Source organism: Agrobacterium sp. 22-214-1 (assembly GCF_053522465.1).
This window is the reverse complement of sequence record NZ_JBNWCK010000005.1, coordinates 339,244-356,583: the sequence shown is the minus strand read 5'-3', so window position 1 is coordinate 356,583 and position 17,340 is coordinate 339,244. Positions and strand designations below refer to the sequence as shown.

Sequence of the window (17,340 nt, the reverse complement as noted above, 5' to 3'; positions counted from 1 at the left end):
ATCTAGATGCCGTGCGCTTGACAAAGCGCACGGCATCTTTTTTGCGCGCTCCCTTTTCGCAGATTTATGAAGGCGGTATTGTCATCAGACTTGATTCGGACACGCCAAAGGGCGGCGGGGACGAAATGGGATGTCTTGTCGAAGATGCGGCACATAGGACGGAGACAGACCGGGGATGTCGGTTCAAAATTCGGATCTGCGCAAGCAGACAGTTCAACGCGTTGAAAACACGCAAGCGGGCGTGGCATTGAGCGCGGCTCTTGCGCGTTGCCGGCAGGTTGTCAGTGCGGTTCAGACAGGCTTTGCGAGGCTTCCTGTCCTGCTTTCGGGCACGGTTCTCGCCGGCTCGACAACCGTTGTGATGGCCCAGGACGGGCTTGTGGCAAAGACCGGCGCGCGATTGTTCTCATCCGGAGAAACCATCACCTATTCGCTTTTCGTCGGGATGCTTTCAGCAACGCTGTTTTCCGTCGTCTGGCTGGTGCGCCAGCGCGGTAATATCGAGGCCGAAAGCAGCGAATACCGACAGGCGCTTGCCCAGTCCCACCACAAGATCGCGAAATACGAGGCGTTGATTTCCGACAAGAGCCGCCGCATCGTCATCTGGGACGGTGCGGACAAGCGGCCCGAATTTCTGGGACAGCTGCCGGCCGAGACGGGTGTGCCGCAGGCGGATCACGATTTTCTGGCTTTCGGCCGTTGGCTGAAACCGGCATCCGCAAGCCAGCTTGAAAAATCAATCGAAAAACTCCGCAGCCATGCCCAGAGTTTCGACCTGACCATCGAAACGCAGCGCGGTGAAGTCATTGAGGTCCAGGGCCGGGTTTCCGGGGGCAATGCCTTTGCGCGTTTCATCGCGCTTAACAATCTGCGCGCCGAACTCGCTGAATTGCAGGTGGAGCGCGAGCGCCTGATCGCTTCCGTCTCGACCTTTCAGGAACTTCTCGATTCCATTGAGCAGCCCGTCTGGCGGCGCAATGGCGAAGGTGACCTCATCTGGGTCAACCACGCCTATGCCCAGGCGGTGGATGCCCGTGACACCGAACAGGCCGTTCATGAAAAACGCGAACTGCTGAACACGGTTACCCGGCAGAAGATACGCGCGGCCGCGACACCGGAATCGCCCTATCACGACCGTATTTCGACGGTGGTTTCCGGAAACCGCACCTTCTTTGACGTTGTCGACATCAAGACGGCGGGTGGGTCCGCCGGCATCGCCATCGATGCCACCGAGGCCGAGACCATCGGCGAAGAACTCAAGCGGGTTCTGAAGAGCCACGCCGAAACGCTCGATCATCTGGCAACGCCTGTCGCCATTTTCGACGGCCGGCAGCGGCTGCAATTCTACAATCAGGCTTTTGCGGCTCTCTGGGGTCTCGATCTCGTTTTCCTCGAATCCAGCCCTGACAATTCCGAGCTTCTGGACAGGCTGCGCACCGCCGGCAAATTGCCGGAGCAGCTGAACTGGAAGAACTGGAAGGAGACGGCGCTCTCCGTCTACCGTTCGCTGGATACCAAGACCGATCTCTGGCACCTGCCGAACGGCCAGACGCTTCGGGTTATCGCGACGGCCCATCCGCAGGGCGGCGCGACCTGGGTTTTCGAGAACCTGACCGAGCAGGTCGATCTGCAGATGCGCTACAACACGCTTGTAAAGGTGCAGGGCGAAACCATCGACCATCTGGCCGAAGGTGTTGCCGTGTTCGGCGCCGATGGGCGCATTCGCCTGTCCAACCCGGCATTCCGGGCGCTCTGGGGCGTGACCGCGGAACAGGCTGAGACCGGCACCCATATCCGCGCCATCGAAACCGCCTGCACGCAATCCTATGACAGGCCGGATGGCTGGCGCTCCTTCAGCCAGTTCATTACCAGCTTCGACGATGAGCGGCCGTCGCGGCAGGGCACACTGGAACTGCTTTCCGGCCTCGTGCTGGACTACGCCATCATTCCGCTGCCGGACGCACAGACCATGCTGACCTTCGTCAACATGACCGACAGCGTGCGGGCCGAGCGGGCGCTGAAAGAAAAGAACGACGCGCTTCTGAAGGCCGACGAGCTTAAGAACGATTTCGTGCAGCATGTTTCCTATGAGCTGCGCTCACCGCTGACGAATATCATCGGCTTCACCGATCTCCTCAAGACACCCGGCATCGGCCAATTGACGGAACGGCAGGCGGAATATCTCGACCATATTTCCACTTCGTCCTCAGTGCTCCTGACCATCGTCAACGATATTCTCGATCTCGCGACCGTCGATGCCGGCATCATGCAGCTCAATTATTCGGAAAACGATCTGAACGAATTGCTTGAAGACGTTTCGGTGCAGATCGCCGACCGGCTGCAGGAGAGCGGAATTTCGCTCGAGATCGTTGCACCCGCCCATCTCGGTAGTCTAGTGGCCGATCACCAGCGGCTGAAACAGATTCTCATCAAGCTCCTGACCAATGCGATCAATTTCGCACCCGAAGGTTCCTCCGTGCAGCTCTCCTGCCAGCGCAGCGAAGGCGACTTCGTGTTCTCGGTGGCGGATAAGGGTCCGGGCATTCCTGAGGACATGCTGAAGAGCGTGTTCGACCGCTTCGCGACGCGCGGCAATGGCGGGCGGCGAACCGGTGCGGGGCTTGGTCTTTCCATCGTCGAAAGCTTCGTCAGCCTACATCATGGCACCGTCAGCATCGACAGCCGGCCCGGCAACGGCACCATCGTCACCTGCCGCATTCCTTCCGGCACACGGCCGCATTCCATCGCCGCAGAATGAGCGAAGACATCTTGCCGATCACCATTCCCCTTGCGGGAGAAAAGGACACCATCAGGCTCGGTGAAGACCTTGCGCTGGCTTTGAAACCCGGTGATTGTCTCGCACTCATCGGCGATCTTGGCGCCGGCAAATCGACGCTTGCCCGCGCCTTCATCCGGGCAATGGCGGACGAGCCGGATCTTGAAGTTCCAAGCCCTACCTTCACGATCGTCCAGACCTATGCCGCCCGCATTCCGGTCGCCCATCTCGATCTCTACCGGCTTTCGGATGTTTCGGAACTGGACGAACTTGGCATCGATGAGATGCTGGAGGATGGCATCTGCCTGATCGAGTGGCCGGATATGGCCGCCGAGATCCTGCCGCCGGAGCAGACCGTCACGCTCCGGCTGACGCATTCCGGCGAAGGGCGGCTCGCCTCCATCGAGGCTCCGGCAAAGTTGAAAGCACGACTTGAACGGGTTTTCGCCATCCGCGCGTTTCTCGCAAAAAATGGTAAGGGCGACGCGGCCCGGCGTTTCCTGAGCGGTGACGCCTCAACACGCGCCTATGAGACCGTTTCCACTGACGGCCCGGACCTTATACTTATGGATTGGCGACGCCCCCTGAGGGGTGCAATCATTGCGGATGGCAAGACCTACGCGGAAATAGCCCATCTTGCTCAGGACGCCCGCTCCTTCGTTGCGATCGGCAATTATCTTCGAAACAACGGCCTTTGCGCCCCTGAGATTCTGGCGGCGGATATCGATCAGGGTATTCTATTGCTGGAGGATCTCGGGCGGGATGGCGTACTTGCGCCTGACGGAACGCCGATAGAGGATCGCTATCTGCAAAGCGTCGCCTGCCTTGCCGCACTCCATCAGGCCCCGCGACCCGGCCTGCTGCCGGTGGGTGACGGCAGCGCCTATGAGGTTCCCCCGTTCGACCGCCAGGCGATGAAGATCGAGGTTTCGCTGCTGGCGGAATGGTATCTGCCGCATAAACGCGGCAAGCCCCTCACCGATAGCGAAAAGAGCGACTATTATGCTCTATGGGACACGCTGATCGACCAGCTCGCCGACTGCGAGACGGGACTTGTGCTGCGCGATTTCCATTCACCCAACCTTATATGGCAGTCGCAAAACAGCGGCGTCAGGCAGGTCGGCCTGATCGATTATCAGGACGCGATGATCGGCCCGAGCGCTTACGATCTTGCCTCCATCGTGCAGGACGCCCGTGTCACCATCTCACCCGAACTGCAGGCGCGCCTGCTTTCGCACTATCTCGACAGCAGGAGAAGCGCGCCGTCTTTCGATGAGGCTGTTTTCCTCAAGGCTTTCGCCATCATGTCGGCGCAACGCAACTGCAAGCTCGCAGGTATCTGGGTGAGGCTGTTGGAACGGGACGGAAAACCCGGTTATATGAAACATATGCCGAGGACGTTCCGCTATCTCAGTGCAGCGCTTTCGCATCCGGAACTCGCACCGCTCAAAGACTGGTGCCTGCGCATGGGCATGGAATTCGACGACTGAAAGACGGTTGACCACGATGACGATTAAGAATGCGATGGTGCTGGCCGCCGGGCTTGGCACGCGGATGCGCCCGATCACGGATACGATCCCGAAGCCGCTCGTCCAGATCGCGGGCAAGCCGATGATAGATTACGCGCTCGACGCCCTCGTCGAAGCCGGTGCGGAAACCATTGTCGTCAATGTGCACCACCACGCGGAACAGATGGTCGCCCATCTTGAGCAGCGCACCGACGCCGAAATCCTGATTTCCGACGAGCGGAAGCAACTGATGAATTCCGGCGGCGGTCTCGCCAGGGGCCTGAAGCTTCTGGAACCCGGCCCGGTCTTTGTCATGAATGCCGATCTCTTCTGGATTGGCGAGCAGCTGAATGCGGTCAGCAACCTGCGCAAGCTTGCGCAATTCTTCGACCCGACCCGAATGGACATGGCGCTGCTCTGCGTCGACATGGACCGCACCACCGGGCACAATGGCAAGCGGGATTTCAACCTCTCCGCCGATGGGAAACTGACGCGGTATCGCGATGGCGATCCGAATCCCGTGGTTTATGCCGGAGCCATCGCCATGGATTCGCGACTGCTGGACGGTGCTCCGGCGGATGCCTTCAACCTCAATATCTATTTCGACCGCGCCATAGAAGGAGACCGGCTTTTCGGGCTTTCTCTGGATGGCCACTGGATCACCGTCGGAACGCCGGATGCGATAGAAGATGCTGAAAGCATCATCCGCCAATTCAGGGAAAAACGCTCTGCATGACGCTCACCCACCACGCAAAGCGCGTTCTGACGATCGCTGCGGGAACACCGTTCCTCAAGACGCTCGCGGAAACGCTGTGTGACGGGACACTGACAGCTGGCTATAAATACGACCCAACCGATCCGCTGTCGCTTGCCAAGGTGACGATCTACGTGCCGACGCGGCGCTCCGCCCGTGTGCTGCGCTCCGAATTCGTCGATCTTCTGGGCGGCCGGTCCGCCATTCTGCCGCTGATCCGCCCCTTGGGCGAAACGGATGACGACAGCGGCTTTTTCGAGATCGAAAATCCTGAAATCATGGATCTGGCGCCGCCGATTTCCGGCACCGGCCGGCTGATCGAACTGGCGCGTCTCATTCTCGCCTGGCGCAACAGCCTGCCGGACGCCATCCGGGCAATTCACTCGGATTCGCCGCTTGTCGCCCCCGCCAGCCCCGCAGACGCCATATGGCTGGCGCGTGCGCTTGGCGAGGTGATCGATGCAATGGATACGGAAGAAAAGGACTGGGAAGCGCTTCAGCATCTCGATACTGGCGATCACGCCCAATGGTGGCAGCTGACGGCGGATTTCCTGCGGATCGCCAGCGTCTTCTGGCCGGCGCGGCTTTCCGAACTCAACCGTTCCTCGGCCGGCCGGCATCGCAACGCCATCCTGCGGGCGGAAGCGAACCGGCTTGCCAATTTGCCGGATACGGGACCGATCATCGTCGCCGGGTCGACGGGTTCCATTCCTGCCGCAGCCGATCTCATCGCCGCCGTTGCGGCCCTGCCCCAAGGCACCGTCGTACTTCCGGGGCTGGACCTTGCCATGCCGGAGGAGCAATGGGAGGCAATCGCCGAGGACCCTACCGATCCTTCGAGCCGCACCCACTCGCAATATGGGCTTTATATGCTGCTGCAGAAGCTCGGCATCCTGCGCGACGATGTGGTTCAGATCGGCGCCATCGATGGCGACCTGGAAAAGCGCGCAGCCGTGTTTTCGGCCGCACTCGCACCGGCCAAATCCACCAGCGACTGGAATCGCTGGCGTGAGGACAGGGAACCAGGCTTTTTCGACGACGCCTTCGCGACGGCCACACTGATAGAAGCCGCCAATGAGCGCGAGGAAGCGACCGCCATCGCGGTGGCTTTGCGGCTGGCGCTTGAAGCGCCCGGCGCTGGACGTCCGTCTCAGGCGGCGCTGATAACCCCAGACCGCGGACTGGCGCGGCGCGTGGCGACGGAACTCCAGCGCTTCGGCATCGAAGCCGACGACTCGGCCGGTACGCCGCTTTCCGCCACCCCGCAAGCCGGGCTGACGCAGCTGGCGCTGGAAGCCATTCTGAGGCCCGGCGACCCGGTGCCGATTATCTCCCTTCTGAAACATCCGCTCAGCCGTTTCGGGCTTTCCGATGAAGCTTTCGCGAAAGCCTCCAAAGCGCTGGAGCTGATCGCGCTGCGCGGCGGCCGTGTGGAGACCGAAATCGGCAATCTGGAAACGGTTCTGGAGGCGCAGCTTCTGGCGCAGCGCGACGACCGGCATCCACCTGCCTGGCGGCTGGCGCTGCCGGAGGCAAGCGCGGAGGCCGCGCGCGATCTGGCACGGCGGATTGCCGTTGCGACCGAGCCGCTCGGTTCCGCCTTTGTCCGCAGAGATCGATCCGGCCGCGCCTTCACCGATAAATTGCCATTGTCCGTTTGGGCGGAGCGGACGGGCCGCGTGATCGAAGCCATCTGCGCGGATGAAAACAGCGATCTTGCCGCGCTCTGGTCCGGTGAAGCGGGAGACAAGCTTTCCGAACTGTTCGGCGAGCTGATGGAAAGCGGCGAAATCCTCGATGCGGATGGACCGCAATGGATCGATATTTTTGCGGCCCTGGTAGCCGGTGAATCGATCAAGCCAAGATCGATGCGTCATCCGCGCATTTTCATCTTCGGCGCGCTGGAGGCACGGCTGCAAAGCGTCGATACCGTCGTCATCGGCGGTCTCAACGAAGGACTCTGGCCGGGGCAGACGGCGAATAATCCATTCCTGTCCCGCACCATGAAGACCGCCATTGGCCTCGAACCGCCGGAACGGCGCATCGGCCAGCTGGCGCATGATTTCGAGATGGCAAATGGCACCCGACAGATTTTTTACACCCGCGCGCTGAGGCAGGGCTCAACGCCCGCTGTCGCCTCACGCTGGCTGCAGCGTCTTCTGGCGCTGGGCGGCGAGGGTTTTGCCGATAGACTCAGGAAGCGCGGCGAGACCTATCGCCATTGGGCGGGATTGATGGATGAGAGCATCGATCAGGAAGCGGCAAAACGACCTGCCCCGAAACCGCCGGCCAAGTTGCAGCCGACGCGCTATTCCTTCAGCGAAGTGGGCCGCCTGCGCCGCGACCCCTATTCGATCTATGCGCGGCGCATCCTGAAGCTGGACCCGCTCGACCCCTTCAATCGCGATCCGAACGCCGCCGATCGCGGCACGCTCTATCACGCGATTATCGAGCGCTATTCCCGTGAGGGACATATTCCCGGCACACCGGCCTCGCTTTCGGCCATGCAGCGCATTCTGGACGAATGTTTCGATGCGGAAAACCTGCCTCCCCATGTGGATGTCATCTGGCGGCCGCGTTTTGCAGCGGTAGCACGCGCCTTTATCGACTGGGAAAAAGCACGTCATCCATCCATTCGCCACAGCTTCTACGAGGCTCGCGCCGGGCAGGAAATCGTCGAGGCGGGCATAAGACTGACGGGAATCGCAGACCGCATCGACATCAAGACAAACGGTCAGGCGGATATTATTGATTACAAGACGGGGCTTGCGCCTTCCGCCAATCAGGCGCGCGCGCTGCTCGATCCGCAGCTTGCGCTGGAGGCAGCCGCACTGATGCGCGGCGCCTTCCGCGAAGCCGGTTCGCCCACGCCGGAAAACCTCATCTATGTTCGCCTGCGGCCGGGGGAGCGTTTTTTTGCCGATCAGGTCAATAACGAACATTCCAGCCGAAGTGGCAAAAGACCGCCGAAATCGGCGATTGAACTCGCGACGGAATCGATCGAACAGCTCACCAAATTCGTTCATTCCCTGCGTGACGGCGAAAACGGCTTCGCCTCCCGCCTCGTGCCGGAAGAGCAGCAATCCTATGGTGGGGAATATGACCACCTCGCCCGCGTTTCGGAATGGTCGACGGCAGAACCGGGAGACGGCGATGACGATTGATCCCTTCGATGCCGGCCCCGCCGCCGATACGCCTGAAAGCTGGATCGACTGGACCAGCGCCCGGCAGCGGCTTGCGTCCGATCCCGCAAGCTCTGCCTGGGTGTCGGCCAATGCCGGCTCTGGCAAGACCCATGTTCTGACCCAGCGCGTCATCCGCCTGCTTCTGGCCGGCTGCCGACCCTCGGCGATTTTGTGCCTCACCTATACCAAGGCCGCGGCGTCGGAAATGTCCAGCCGCGTCTTCGACCGTCTGGCGGAATGGGCTACTTTGCCGGATTCCGATCTCAAGGACCGCATCGCCGCCATCGAAGGCAAGGCGCCGGATCGCATCAAGCTTGCCGAAGCGCGCAGGCTGTTTGCCAAGGCGCTTGAAACGCCGGGCGGGTTGAAAATCCAGACGATCCACGCCTTCTGCGAGGCGTTGCTGCATCAGTTCCCGCTGGAAGCCAATGTCGCCGGCCATTTCTCCGTTCTTGACGACCGCGCCGCTACAACCCTACTCGCCGAAGCACGCCGTTCGCTTCTGACGGCGGTTTCGACGGAGCGGGACGCGGAGCTCGCGCAATCACTCGCTTACGTGCTCGATCTGGCCGACGAAAGCGGACTGGAATCGCTGCTTTCCGCCATCATCGCCAATCGCAGCGCCCTTCGCGCCTTTCTTCTGGACGCCAAACAGTCGGGCGGCATCGATGCGCGGTTGCGGCAGGCGATGCAGATCGCAGATGGGGAAACAGAAGAAACCGCGGCGGCCGCCTTCTGGCCTCTGCCCGGCCTCTCAGGCCTTGCGCTCGATACGTATCTCACCCTTGCCGACGAGGTGGGTGGAACACGCGTCATCGATGTCGCTTATGCGCTCAGGGAGGCAAAACGGCAGTCGGACCCCGTGCGGCGGATGGAATTCATCGAAGCGGCACTGCTGACAGCCAAGGGCGAAAAGAAATCGGATGCCTATGTCATCAACAAGGGTATGCAGAAATCCGCCCCCGAACTTCTCGATGCGCTGACGCTGGCGCGGGACCATGTCGTTTCCTGCCGCAACCGTTATCGTCTGGTGCGAATGCTGGCGGCGACAAAATGCGCCCTAGTTCTGGCCGAAAGGCTGATCGGCGATTTCGAAGACCTGAAGAAACAGCGAAGCCAGCTCGATTTCGAAGACCTGATCGAGCGCGCGGCCAACCTTCTCAACCGCGATACGGCGGGCGCCTGGGTGCACTACAAGCTGGATCAGGGCATCGACCATATTCTCGTTGACGAGGCGCAGGATACCAGCCCGGTGCAATGGTCGATCATCCAGTCGCTGGCGGCGGATTTCTTCACCGGCGAGAGCGCCCGCCTGGGGCGACGCACGCTGTTTGCCGTGGGCGATGAAAAACAGTCGATCTATTCATTCCAGGGCGCGCGGCCGGAACGGTTTTCGCAGGAGCGCGAAGAAACCAAAAAGCGCGTCGATTCCGTCGATCAGGCCTTTCACCGCATCCGCCTGCCGCTTTCTTTCCGGTCCACGGAGGATGTTCTGGCCGCCGTCGATCAGGTCTTTTCAGACCCGAATAACGCCAGCGGCCTCAGTGCCGATAACGAGCCGGTGGAGCACCGATCCAACCGTGCCGGCCATCCCGGCACCGTGGAGGTGTGGGACATGGTGGCGCCGGAAACCGCCGAAGACGAAGAGGATTGGACAGCGCCCTTCGATGCGCTGCGGGAAAGCGCGCCGGCCACCATCGTCGCCCGACGGATCGCCGCGCGCATCGCCGATATGATCGGAAGCGAGACCATCATCGAAAAGGGCGTCGAGCGTGCCGTGGAGCCGGGCGACATTCTGGTTCTCGTCAGAAAACGTCATGCCTTTGTCAATGCGCTGACGCGCGAGCTGAAACGACGCAAGAATATTCCCGTTGCCGGCGCCGACCGCCTTCGCCTGACCGACCACATTGCCGTGCAGGACCTTCTGGCGCTCGGACATTTCGTTGTCCTGCCCGAAGACGATCTTTCGCTCGCCGCATTGTTGAAGAGCCCGCTCTTCAACCTGACCGAAGATGACGTTTTCAACATCGCCGCCATGCGATCGGAAACGGAGAGCGTCTGGAAACGGCTGCAAATCCTTTCGCAGGAAGAGAATAGTCATCTTTCCGCCGTTACCGCCAGGCTGGAAGGTTTCATCGCGCTTTCTAAAACGGCCACCGTGCATGATTTCTTTGCGGCGGTCCTGACCCTGCATGACGGGCGCAAAAAATTCCTCGGCCGGCTTGGCAATGAGGCGAGCGACGTTCTGGATGAGTTCCTGTCCTTTGCGCTGGATCACGAGAGGACCGGTCTGCCCGGCCTTCAGGCCTTTCTCTCCGTTCTGGAAACCGATTCACCGGAAGTGAAACGCGAGCAGGACAAGGACCGTGGCGAAGTGCGCATCATGACCGTGCACGCCTCCAAGGGCCTCGAAGCGCCGGTGGTTTTTGTCGTCGATGGCGGTTCGAAGGCCTTCAATCACAGCCATGTGCCGAAACTGCGCTTCGTCGAAGCGGGCGAGGACGCCTTCCCGGTCTGGCTGCCCGGCAGCGGCTTTTCCAACCATCTCATTCGCTCGGACGAGGAACGGCTGAAGACGGCCGCCGAAGACGAATATCGGCGGCTGCTTTATGTGGCGATGACGCGCGCTGCCGATCACCTGGTCGTCTGCGGTTATCGCGGCCAGAAGGAAAATCCAGAATGCTGGCATGCCATCGTCAAGGCGGCGCTTGCCAACAATGAAGACCATTGCAAGCCGCAGCTTTTCACGGCTGATGGCGAGGAATGGCAGGGACTTGTCTGGCGTAAATCCGAGGCTCGCGCGACATCTCTTCCGCAAAGGCTGCCGGAAAAGCAGCAGGACGAAGAATATGCTCTTCCGCCCGGGCTGCTTGCTCCCCTGCCTGCCCTGCCCTCCTTGCCAAGGCCGCTCAGCCCCTCCGGTGCAGGCACCATCATCGATGACGATGCGGATGATCTTGCCGTGCGTTCGCCGCTTTTCGGCGAGAAAGCCGATGTCTCTTCGCTGGCGCTGCAGCGCGGCCGGCTGGTGCATCGTATGCTGCAGGCCCTGCCGGATTTTGCCGAGACGGAGCGGGAAGAAGCTGCCCGCCGCTATGCGGAGCGAGCGGCCCGTTTCTGGCCTATGGCCGAACGCGAGCATTTGATCCGGGCGGTTCTGCGGGTCATCTCCGAACCGGCAGTGCAACCGGCCTTTTCCGCCAACAGCCGCGCGGAAATTTCCATCATGGGCACGATGACGATCGGCCGGCAGCACTATGCCGTCTCCGGCCGTGTCGACCGGCTAGCGGTGGATGGTGATCGCGTTATTCTGGTCGACTACAAGACTAACCGGGTTCCGCCGCGCACGGCACGCGAGATACCTTTTTCCCACACCGCGCAGCTTGCCATCTATCGCGAAATTCTTGCACCGCTCTATCCCGGCAAGGAATTTGTCTGCGCGCTGATCTATACGGAAAATGCCGCTTTTGTGCGGGTTGACGATGATGCAATGTCGCAGGCTCTTGCCGCAATAAAGACAAAGTGAGATACCGGGGCATTGAAATTCCGACGCGCCCGCATCACATCGATAGCGGAAAAGTTTAGCTGAAAGGAGAGCCAGATATGGCTACCGTAAAAGTCGATGCCGCCAACTTCCAGTCCGAAGTCCTCGAATCCTCCGAACCCGTCGTGGTGGATTTCTGGGCCGAATGGTGCGGCCCGTGCAAGATGATCGCGCCGAGCCTTGAGGAAATTTCGTCCGAGCTGGCCGGCAAGGTCAAGGTCGCGAAGCTCAACATCGACGAAAACCCGGAACTGGCTGCCCAGTTCGGCGTGCGCTCCATCCCGACGCTCGCCATGTTCAAGGGCGGCGAAGTGGCCGACATCAAGGTTGGCGCTGCTCCCAAGACAGCGCTTTCCGCCTGGATTTCCGGCGCCGCATAAGCGATATCAATGGAATGAAAAAAGCCCGGCAGCGATGCCGGGCTTTTTTATTGGGGAACCGTGCCGTTCAGGGCAAGCGCGTTGCCGGCAAGATAAAGCGAGCCGCCGATCAGGATGCGCGGCGCCGGTCCTTCGGGGTCGAAGCGGCGCGACAGCTCTTCCAGAGCATGCGTGAGAGACGAGGTGGGGGCCGCCACGAGACCGGCATCGAAGGCCGCATGGGCAAGTACCACGGGATCGATCGCCGCATCCGTGCCGCCAATCGGCACGGTGAAGACATATTCGGCAATATCGGCGAAGGCCTTGAAATAACCCACCGGATCCTTGGTATTGATCATGCCTGCAATGATGAACAGTGGGCGTGGCGTCTTTTCTTCAAAGCCGGCCATCGCTTCGGCAATGACTTCGCCCGCGCCGGGGTTGTGACCGCCATCGATCCAGATTTCCGAATCCTTCGGGGCCATTTCAGCGATTTTGCCGGTCAGGATCCGCTGCAGACGGCCGGGCCATTCCACTGAGGTCATGGCTTTTTCGATCATCCGTTCCGTCACCTCGAAACCGGCGGCCTTGACGGCGCGGATCGCGGCGGCGGCATTGGCAAGCTGATGGCGGCCGGGAAGACGCGGCAACGGCGCATCGGCCAGGCCGAACTCATCCTGATAGACCATTCGGCCGAATTCTTCATGGGCGGAAAAATCCTGCCCGTAGACGGACACCGGGCAACCGAGCCGCTCCGCCGTGGCAACCAGCGTTTCGAGCGCCGCATCATATTCCTGATGACCGATGACGACGGGCGAACCCTTTTTCATGATGCCGGCCTTTTCGGCGGCTATCAGCTCCACGCGGTCACCGAGATAGGCCTCGTGATCGAGCGATATCGGCATGATGACGGAGACCGCAGGATTGTTGATCACATTGGTTGCATCGAAGCGCCCACCCAAACCAACCTCCACGATCGCCGCATCGGCTGGATGTTCCGAAAAAAGAAGGAACATCACTGCCGTCAGAATTTCGAAAACGGTGATCTTTTGGCCTTCATTGGCGACTTCGATGCGACGCAACGCGTCCGCGAAAACAGCGTCGTCAACGAAGCGGCCTCTCTCGCCGGCGACGCCTATGCGATAGCGTTCATGCCAGTTTACGAGATGCGGCTTTGTATGGACATGGACAGGAAGTCCCGCCGATTCGAGCAAGGCCCGGCAAAAAGCGCTGACCGAACCCTTGCCATTTGTGCCGGCCACATGGATCACCGGCGGCATTCTGTTCTGGGGATTGCCGAGTTTTTCGAGAAGACGGGAAATTCTGTCGAGTGAAAGATCGAACCCCTTGGGGTGGAGCTGCATCAGCTCCTCAATGATCTTTTCGGCCTCACCGATCGCGGGCTTCGTCATGTCTTCCGTTCGCCTTTCAGGCGTTTTGCTTGCCATTTGTCCGCCGCACTAAAAATGAAATCATGCAACGTATAGCATCATCCCGAAGGCAATTTATGCCTCCGGGCGACATATTTTTTTCCTCAGGCCGAAGCCGCCAGCGGTACGACGGCGTTTGCGTTGTCAGCAGGCGCTTTGGTCATGATCTTGAGCAGATTGGCCAGCGTGTCCGGGATTTCGCGGCGGTCGATGACCATATCTACCATGCCGTGTTCCAGCAGGTATTCCGAGGTCTGGAAGCCTTCCGGCAGCTTTTCACGAATGGTCTGCTCGATCACACGCTTGCCCGCAAAGCAGATTTCGGCGCCCGGCTCGGCGATATGTACGTCACCCAACATAGCGTAGGAGGCCGTAACACCACCCGTCGTCGGGTTCGTCAGAACCACGATATAGGGCATGCCTGCCTCTTTCAGCATGTTTACCGCAACCGTGGTGCGCGGCAGCTGCATCAGCGAAAGAATGCCTTCCTGCATGCGCGCACCGCCCGAGGCCGGGAACATCACGAGCGGGCAACGCTCGGAAATGGCACGCTCGAAGGCCTTGACGATGGCTTCGCCGGCGGCAATGCCGAGCGAACCGCCCATGAACTGGAATTCATGCACGACGGCCACGATCTTCAGGCCCTTCAAGTGGCCGACGCCAGCAAGGATCGTGTCTTCCTGCTCGGTCTTCGTGCGGCTGTCGCGCAGGCGGTCGGTGTATTTTTTGGAATCGCGGAACTTCAAGGGGTCCTGCGCCACCTTCGGCTGCGGCAGGGCTTCATAGACACCGCCATCGAAAAGATCGGCAAGACGTGCCTTGGCCGGCATCTTCATATGGTAGCCGGAAGCCGGGATGACCCACTTGTTATCTTCCAGGTCCTTGTGGAAGACCATCTCGCCCGTTTCCGGGCACTTGATCCACAGGTTCTCCGGAACCTCCGGGCGGCGGCCAAGCATGGAATTGATCCGGGGCCGTACGTAATTGGTGATCCAGTTCAACTGACTACTCCTGACTGGGCCGCGCGCTTATTCCGCAGCGGCAAGGCGCGATGCACGCACGCCCGTTGAAAGTCCTTTTACCAGCGTCGTAACCGCCGGCACGGTATCGGCGGTCGCCTGCCCGTCCTTGGTCAGGCTGCCCGCAATCTGGTTGACGATGGCCGAACCGACCACAACGCCATCCGCAACGGCACCGATCGCTTTTGCATGATCGGCCGTCTTGACACCGAAACCGACACAGACCGGCAGTTCCGTATGCGCCTTGATACGACCGACAGCGCCCGAGATCAACGAGGGATCGGGAAGTGCTGAACCGGTGATACCGTTCATCGAGACGTAATAGACGAAACCTGAGGTATTTTTAAGGACGGCAGGCAGGCGCTTGCCATCCGTCGTTGGCGTCGCCAGACGGATGAAGTTGATGCCGCGCGCAAGTGCCGGGATGCAGAGTTCATCGTCCATTTCCGGCGGCAGATCGACAACGATCAGGCCATCGATGCCGGCCGCGATTGCGTCGTCCAGAAACTTTTCGACGCCGTAGATATAAATCGGATTGTAATAGCCCATCATCACGATCGGCGTTGCATCGTCTTGCTTGCGAAACTCGCGGGCGAGATCGAGCGTCGTCTTCAGCGTCTGGCCGCCCTTCAGCGCACGCTGACCGGCCAGCTGAATGGCCGGACCATCCGCCATCGGGTCGGAAAAGGGCATGCCGAGTTCGATGACGTCGGCACCGGCTTCCGGCAGGGCCTTCATGATGCCGAGCGAGGTTTCGAAATCCGGGTCGCCGCCCATGAAATAGGTAATCAGGGCCGGGCGATTTTCAGCGCGCAGATCGGCAAAGCGCTTGTCCATACGTGCAGTCATGATCTTATACATCCATTCCAAGGAACTTGCTGACGGTGTGGACATCCTTGTCGCCGCGACCGGAGAGGTTCATCAGGATGATTTCATCCTTGCCCATCTTCGGTGCGCGCTTGATGACCTCGGCCAGGGCATGGCTTGGCTCCAGAGCCGGAATGATCCCTTCAAGGCGGGTCAGCATCTGGAAGGCGTCCAGCGCCTCATGGTCCATGATCGGTACGTATTCCACGCGGCCGATATCGTTCAGCCAGGAATGCTCAGGGCCGATGCCGGGATAATCGAGGCCTGCGGAGATGGAATGGCCTTCCTTGATCTGGCCGTCCTCATCCTGCAGCAGATAGGTGCGGTTGCCATGCAGCACGCCCGGCGAACCGGCGGTGATGGAAGCGCAATGCTCATCACCCGAAAGACCCTTGCCGCCGGCTTCGACGCCGACGATGCGGACATTCTTGTCATCGAGGAAAGGATGGAAGATGCCGATGGCATTAGAACCACCGCCGACAGCCGCGACGACCAGATCCGGCAGGCGGCCTTCCGCCTCCAGCATCTGCGCCTTGGCTTCCTCGCCGATAACGGCCTGAAAATCGCGGACCATTTCCGGATAGGGATGCGGGCCGGCCGCGGTGCCGATCAGGTAATAGGTATCCTCGACATTGGTGACCCAGTCGCGCAGGGCCTCGTTCATGGCGTCCTTCAGGGTGCCGTGGCCAGCCGTCACCGGCTTCACTTCAGCGCCAAGGAGCTTCATGCGGAACACATTCGGGGCCTGACGGGCAACGTCCGTCGCGCCCATATAAACGACGCAAGGCAGGCCAAAGCGTGCAGCGACGGTAGCGGAGGCAACGCCGTGCTGGCCGGCACCGGTTTCGGCGATGATGCGGGTCTTGCCCATGCGCTTGGCAAGCAGGATCTGGCCAAGGCAATTGTTGATCTTGTGCGAGCCGGTGTGATTCAGCTCTTCGCGCTTGAAATAGATCTTCGCACCGCCAAGTTCCGCCGTCAGGCGTTCGGCAAAATAAAGCGGGCTCGGACGACCGGTATAGTGCGCGCCGAGATGCTTGAGTTCCGCCTGAAACGCGGGATCGGTCTTGGCCTTGTCCCATTCTGCCTGCAAATCCAGAATGAGCGGCATCAGCGTTTCGGCAACGAAGCGACCTCCGTAAATGCCGAAACGTCCGTCCTCATCGGGACCAGCGCGAAAAGAATTGGGTGTTGGCGCGTCGTTCACTTCAAGCTCCCTTTGGGCCTTTCGACCAATCATTCACCACATCGAAAAATGCGTCGATCATGGATAGATCCTTGACGCCCGGCGCGCTTTCTACACCGGACGATAAATCTAGTCCGCTTGCCCTGGTCTCCGCCAGCGCCTCGGCGACATTGTCCTTGTTCAATCCCCCGGAAAGCATGTAATCCACACTTCCGTCAAGTGATCGCAGGATGGTCCAGTCGAAGGAGACACCGTTGCCACCCGGCAGCTCGGAACCGGCGGGCGCCTTGGCATCCAGCAGAAAACGGTCGGCTATTCCAATATAAGGGTCGATTTTGGCAAGATCAGCGGCATCGCGAATGGAAATCGCCTTCATGACAGGCAGGCCATACAGCGCCTTGATGTTCAGCAGCCGTTCCGGGCTTTCATTGCCATGTAGCTGAAGGATGTCCGGTTTGACGAGATCGACGATTTCATCGAGATAATCATTATCGGCATTGACGGTGACGGCAACCACCTTGGCGGCGCCACGGGCGCCTTCCGCCAGCCTGCCGGCAATATCGGGCTCGATGTTGCGCGGGCTCTTTTCAAAGAAAATAAAACCGACATGGGAGGCACCACGCCTGACGGCGCGCTCCAGCGCTTCCGGTGTCTTCAATCCGCAAATCTTGATATCCGGTTTCATACCCGCGACCTGACATGAAATGCGACA

The 17,340-nt window shown here is 60.4% G+C and carries 11 protein-coding genes; 6 read left to right on the top strand and 5 right to left on the bottom strand.

What is annotated here, in order from left to right:
* Nucleotides 1–175: 175 nt before the first annotated feature.
* The 6 genes from ACQZ5G_RS19385 to trxA all read left to right on the top strand — a co-directional run bounded on the left by ACQZ5G_RS19385 (nt 176) and on the right by trxA (nt 12,147).
* The gene (locus ACQZ5G_RS19385) at nt 176–2,758 is read left to right on the top strand and encodes an ATP-binding protein (RefSeq protein WP_448738067.1); all 2,583 of its coding nucleotides are present in this window, start codon (nt 176–178) and stop codon (nt 2,756–2,758) included.
* Nucleotides 2,755–4,266 carry a tRNA (adenosine(37)-N6)-threonylcarbamoyltransferase complex ATPase subunit type 1 TsaE gene (tsaE, locus tag ACQZ5G_RS19380; RefSeq protein ID WP_448738066.1) on the top strand — a complete coding sequence of 504 codons (1,512 nt, stop codon included), beginning with the start codon at nt 2,755–2,757 and terminating at the stop codon, nt 4,264–4,266. The genes ACQZ5G_RS19385 and tsaE overlap by 4 nt, the downstream gene beginning before the upstream one ends.
* Nucleotides 4,267–4,282: 16 nt before the next feature.
* Nucleotides 4,283–5,020 (top strand): nucleotidyltransferase family protein, encoded by a 738-nt coding sequence (locus ACQZ5G_RS19375; RefSeq protein WP_448738065.1) that lies wholly within the window; start codon nt 4,283–4,285, stop codon nt 5,018–5,020.
* Entirely contained in the window at nt 5,017–8,202 is a 3,186-nt protein-coding gene (gene addB, locus ACQZ5G_RS19370; RefSeq protein WP_448738064.1) for a double-strand break repair protein AddB, read from the top strand. Before ACQZ5G_RS19375 ends, addB begins: the two co-directional genes overlap by 4 nt.
* Nucleotides 8,192–11,749 (top strand): double-strand break repair helicase AddA, encoded by a 3,558-nt coding sequence (gene addA / locus ACQZ5G_RS19365; protein ID WP_448738063.1) that lies wholly within the window; start codon nt 8,192–8,194, stop codon nt 11,747–11,749. The genes addB and addA overlap by 11 nt, the downstream gene beginning before the upstream one ends.
* A gap of 77 nt (nt 11,750–11,826) precedes the next feature.
* A complete protein-coding gene (gene trxA / locus ACQZ5G_RS19360) occupies nt 11,827–12,147 on the top strand; it encodes a thioredoxin (protein WP_003521174.1) in 321 nt (106 codons plus the stop codon).
* A 47-nt stretch (nt 12,148–12,194) separates the two neighbouring features.
* On the opposite strand, the gene ACQZ5G_RS19355 is transcribed toward trxA, so the two are convergent.
* The 5 genes from ACQZ5G_RS19355 to ACQZ5G_RS19335 all read right to left on the bottom strand — a co-directional run bounded on the left by ACQZ5G_RS19355 (nt 12,195) and on the right by ACQZ5G_RS19335 (nt 17,313).
* The gene (locus tag ACQZ5G_RS19355; RefSeq protein ID WP_448738062.1) at nt 12,195–13,574 is read right to left on the bottom strand and encodes a bifunctional folylpolyglutamate synthase/dihydrofolate synthase; all 1,380 of its coding nucleotides are present in this window, start codon (nt 13,572–13,574) and stop codon (nt 12,195–12,197) included.
* 86 nt (nt 13,575–13,660) lie between these two features.
* The gene (gene accD / locus ACQZ5G_RS19350; protein ID WP_065656809.1) at nt 13,661–14,557 is read right to left on the bottom strand and encodes an acetyl-CoA carboxylase, carboxyltransferase subunit beta; all 897 of its coding nucleotides are present in this window, start codon (nt 14,555–14,557) and stop codon (nt 13,661–13,663) included.
* Nucleotides 14,558–14,584: 27 nt separating this feature from the next.
* Nucleotides 14,585–15,424, bottom strand: a complete 840-nt coding sequence (gene trpA / locus ACQZ5G_RS19345; RefSeq protein ID WP_031233963.1) for a tryptophan synthase subunit alpha — start codon at nt 15,422–15,424, stop codon at nt 14,585–14,587.
* A gap of 4 nt (nt 15,425–15,428) precedes the next feature.
* Complete coding sequence (trpB, locus tag ACQZ5G_RS19340) at nt 15,429–16,649, bottom strand: tryptophan synthase subunit beta (RefSeq protein ID WP_003521170.1); 1,221 nt, start codon at nt 16,647–16,649, stop codon at nt 15,429–15,431.
* A 1-nt stretch (nt 16,650) separates the two neighbouring features.
* Nucleotides 16,651–17,313, bottom strand: coding sequence for a phosphoribosylanthranilate isomerase (locus tag ACQZ5G_RS19335; RefSeq protein WP_003492823.1), 663 nt, complete (start codon nt 17,311–17,313; stop codon nt 16,651–16,653).
* Nucleotides 17,314–17,340 lie beyond the last annotated feature (27 nt).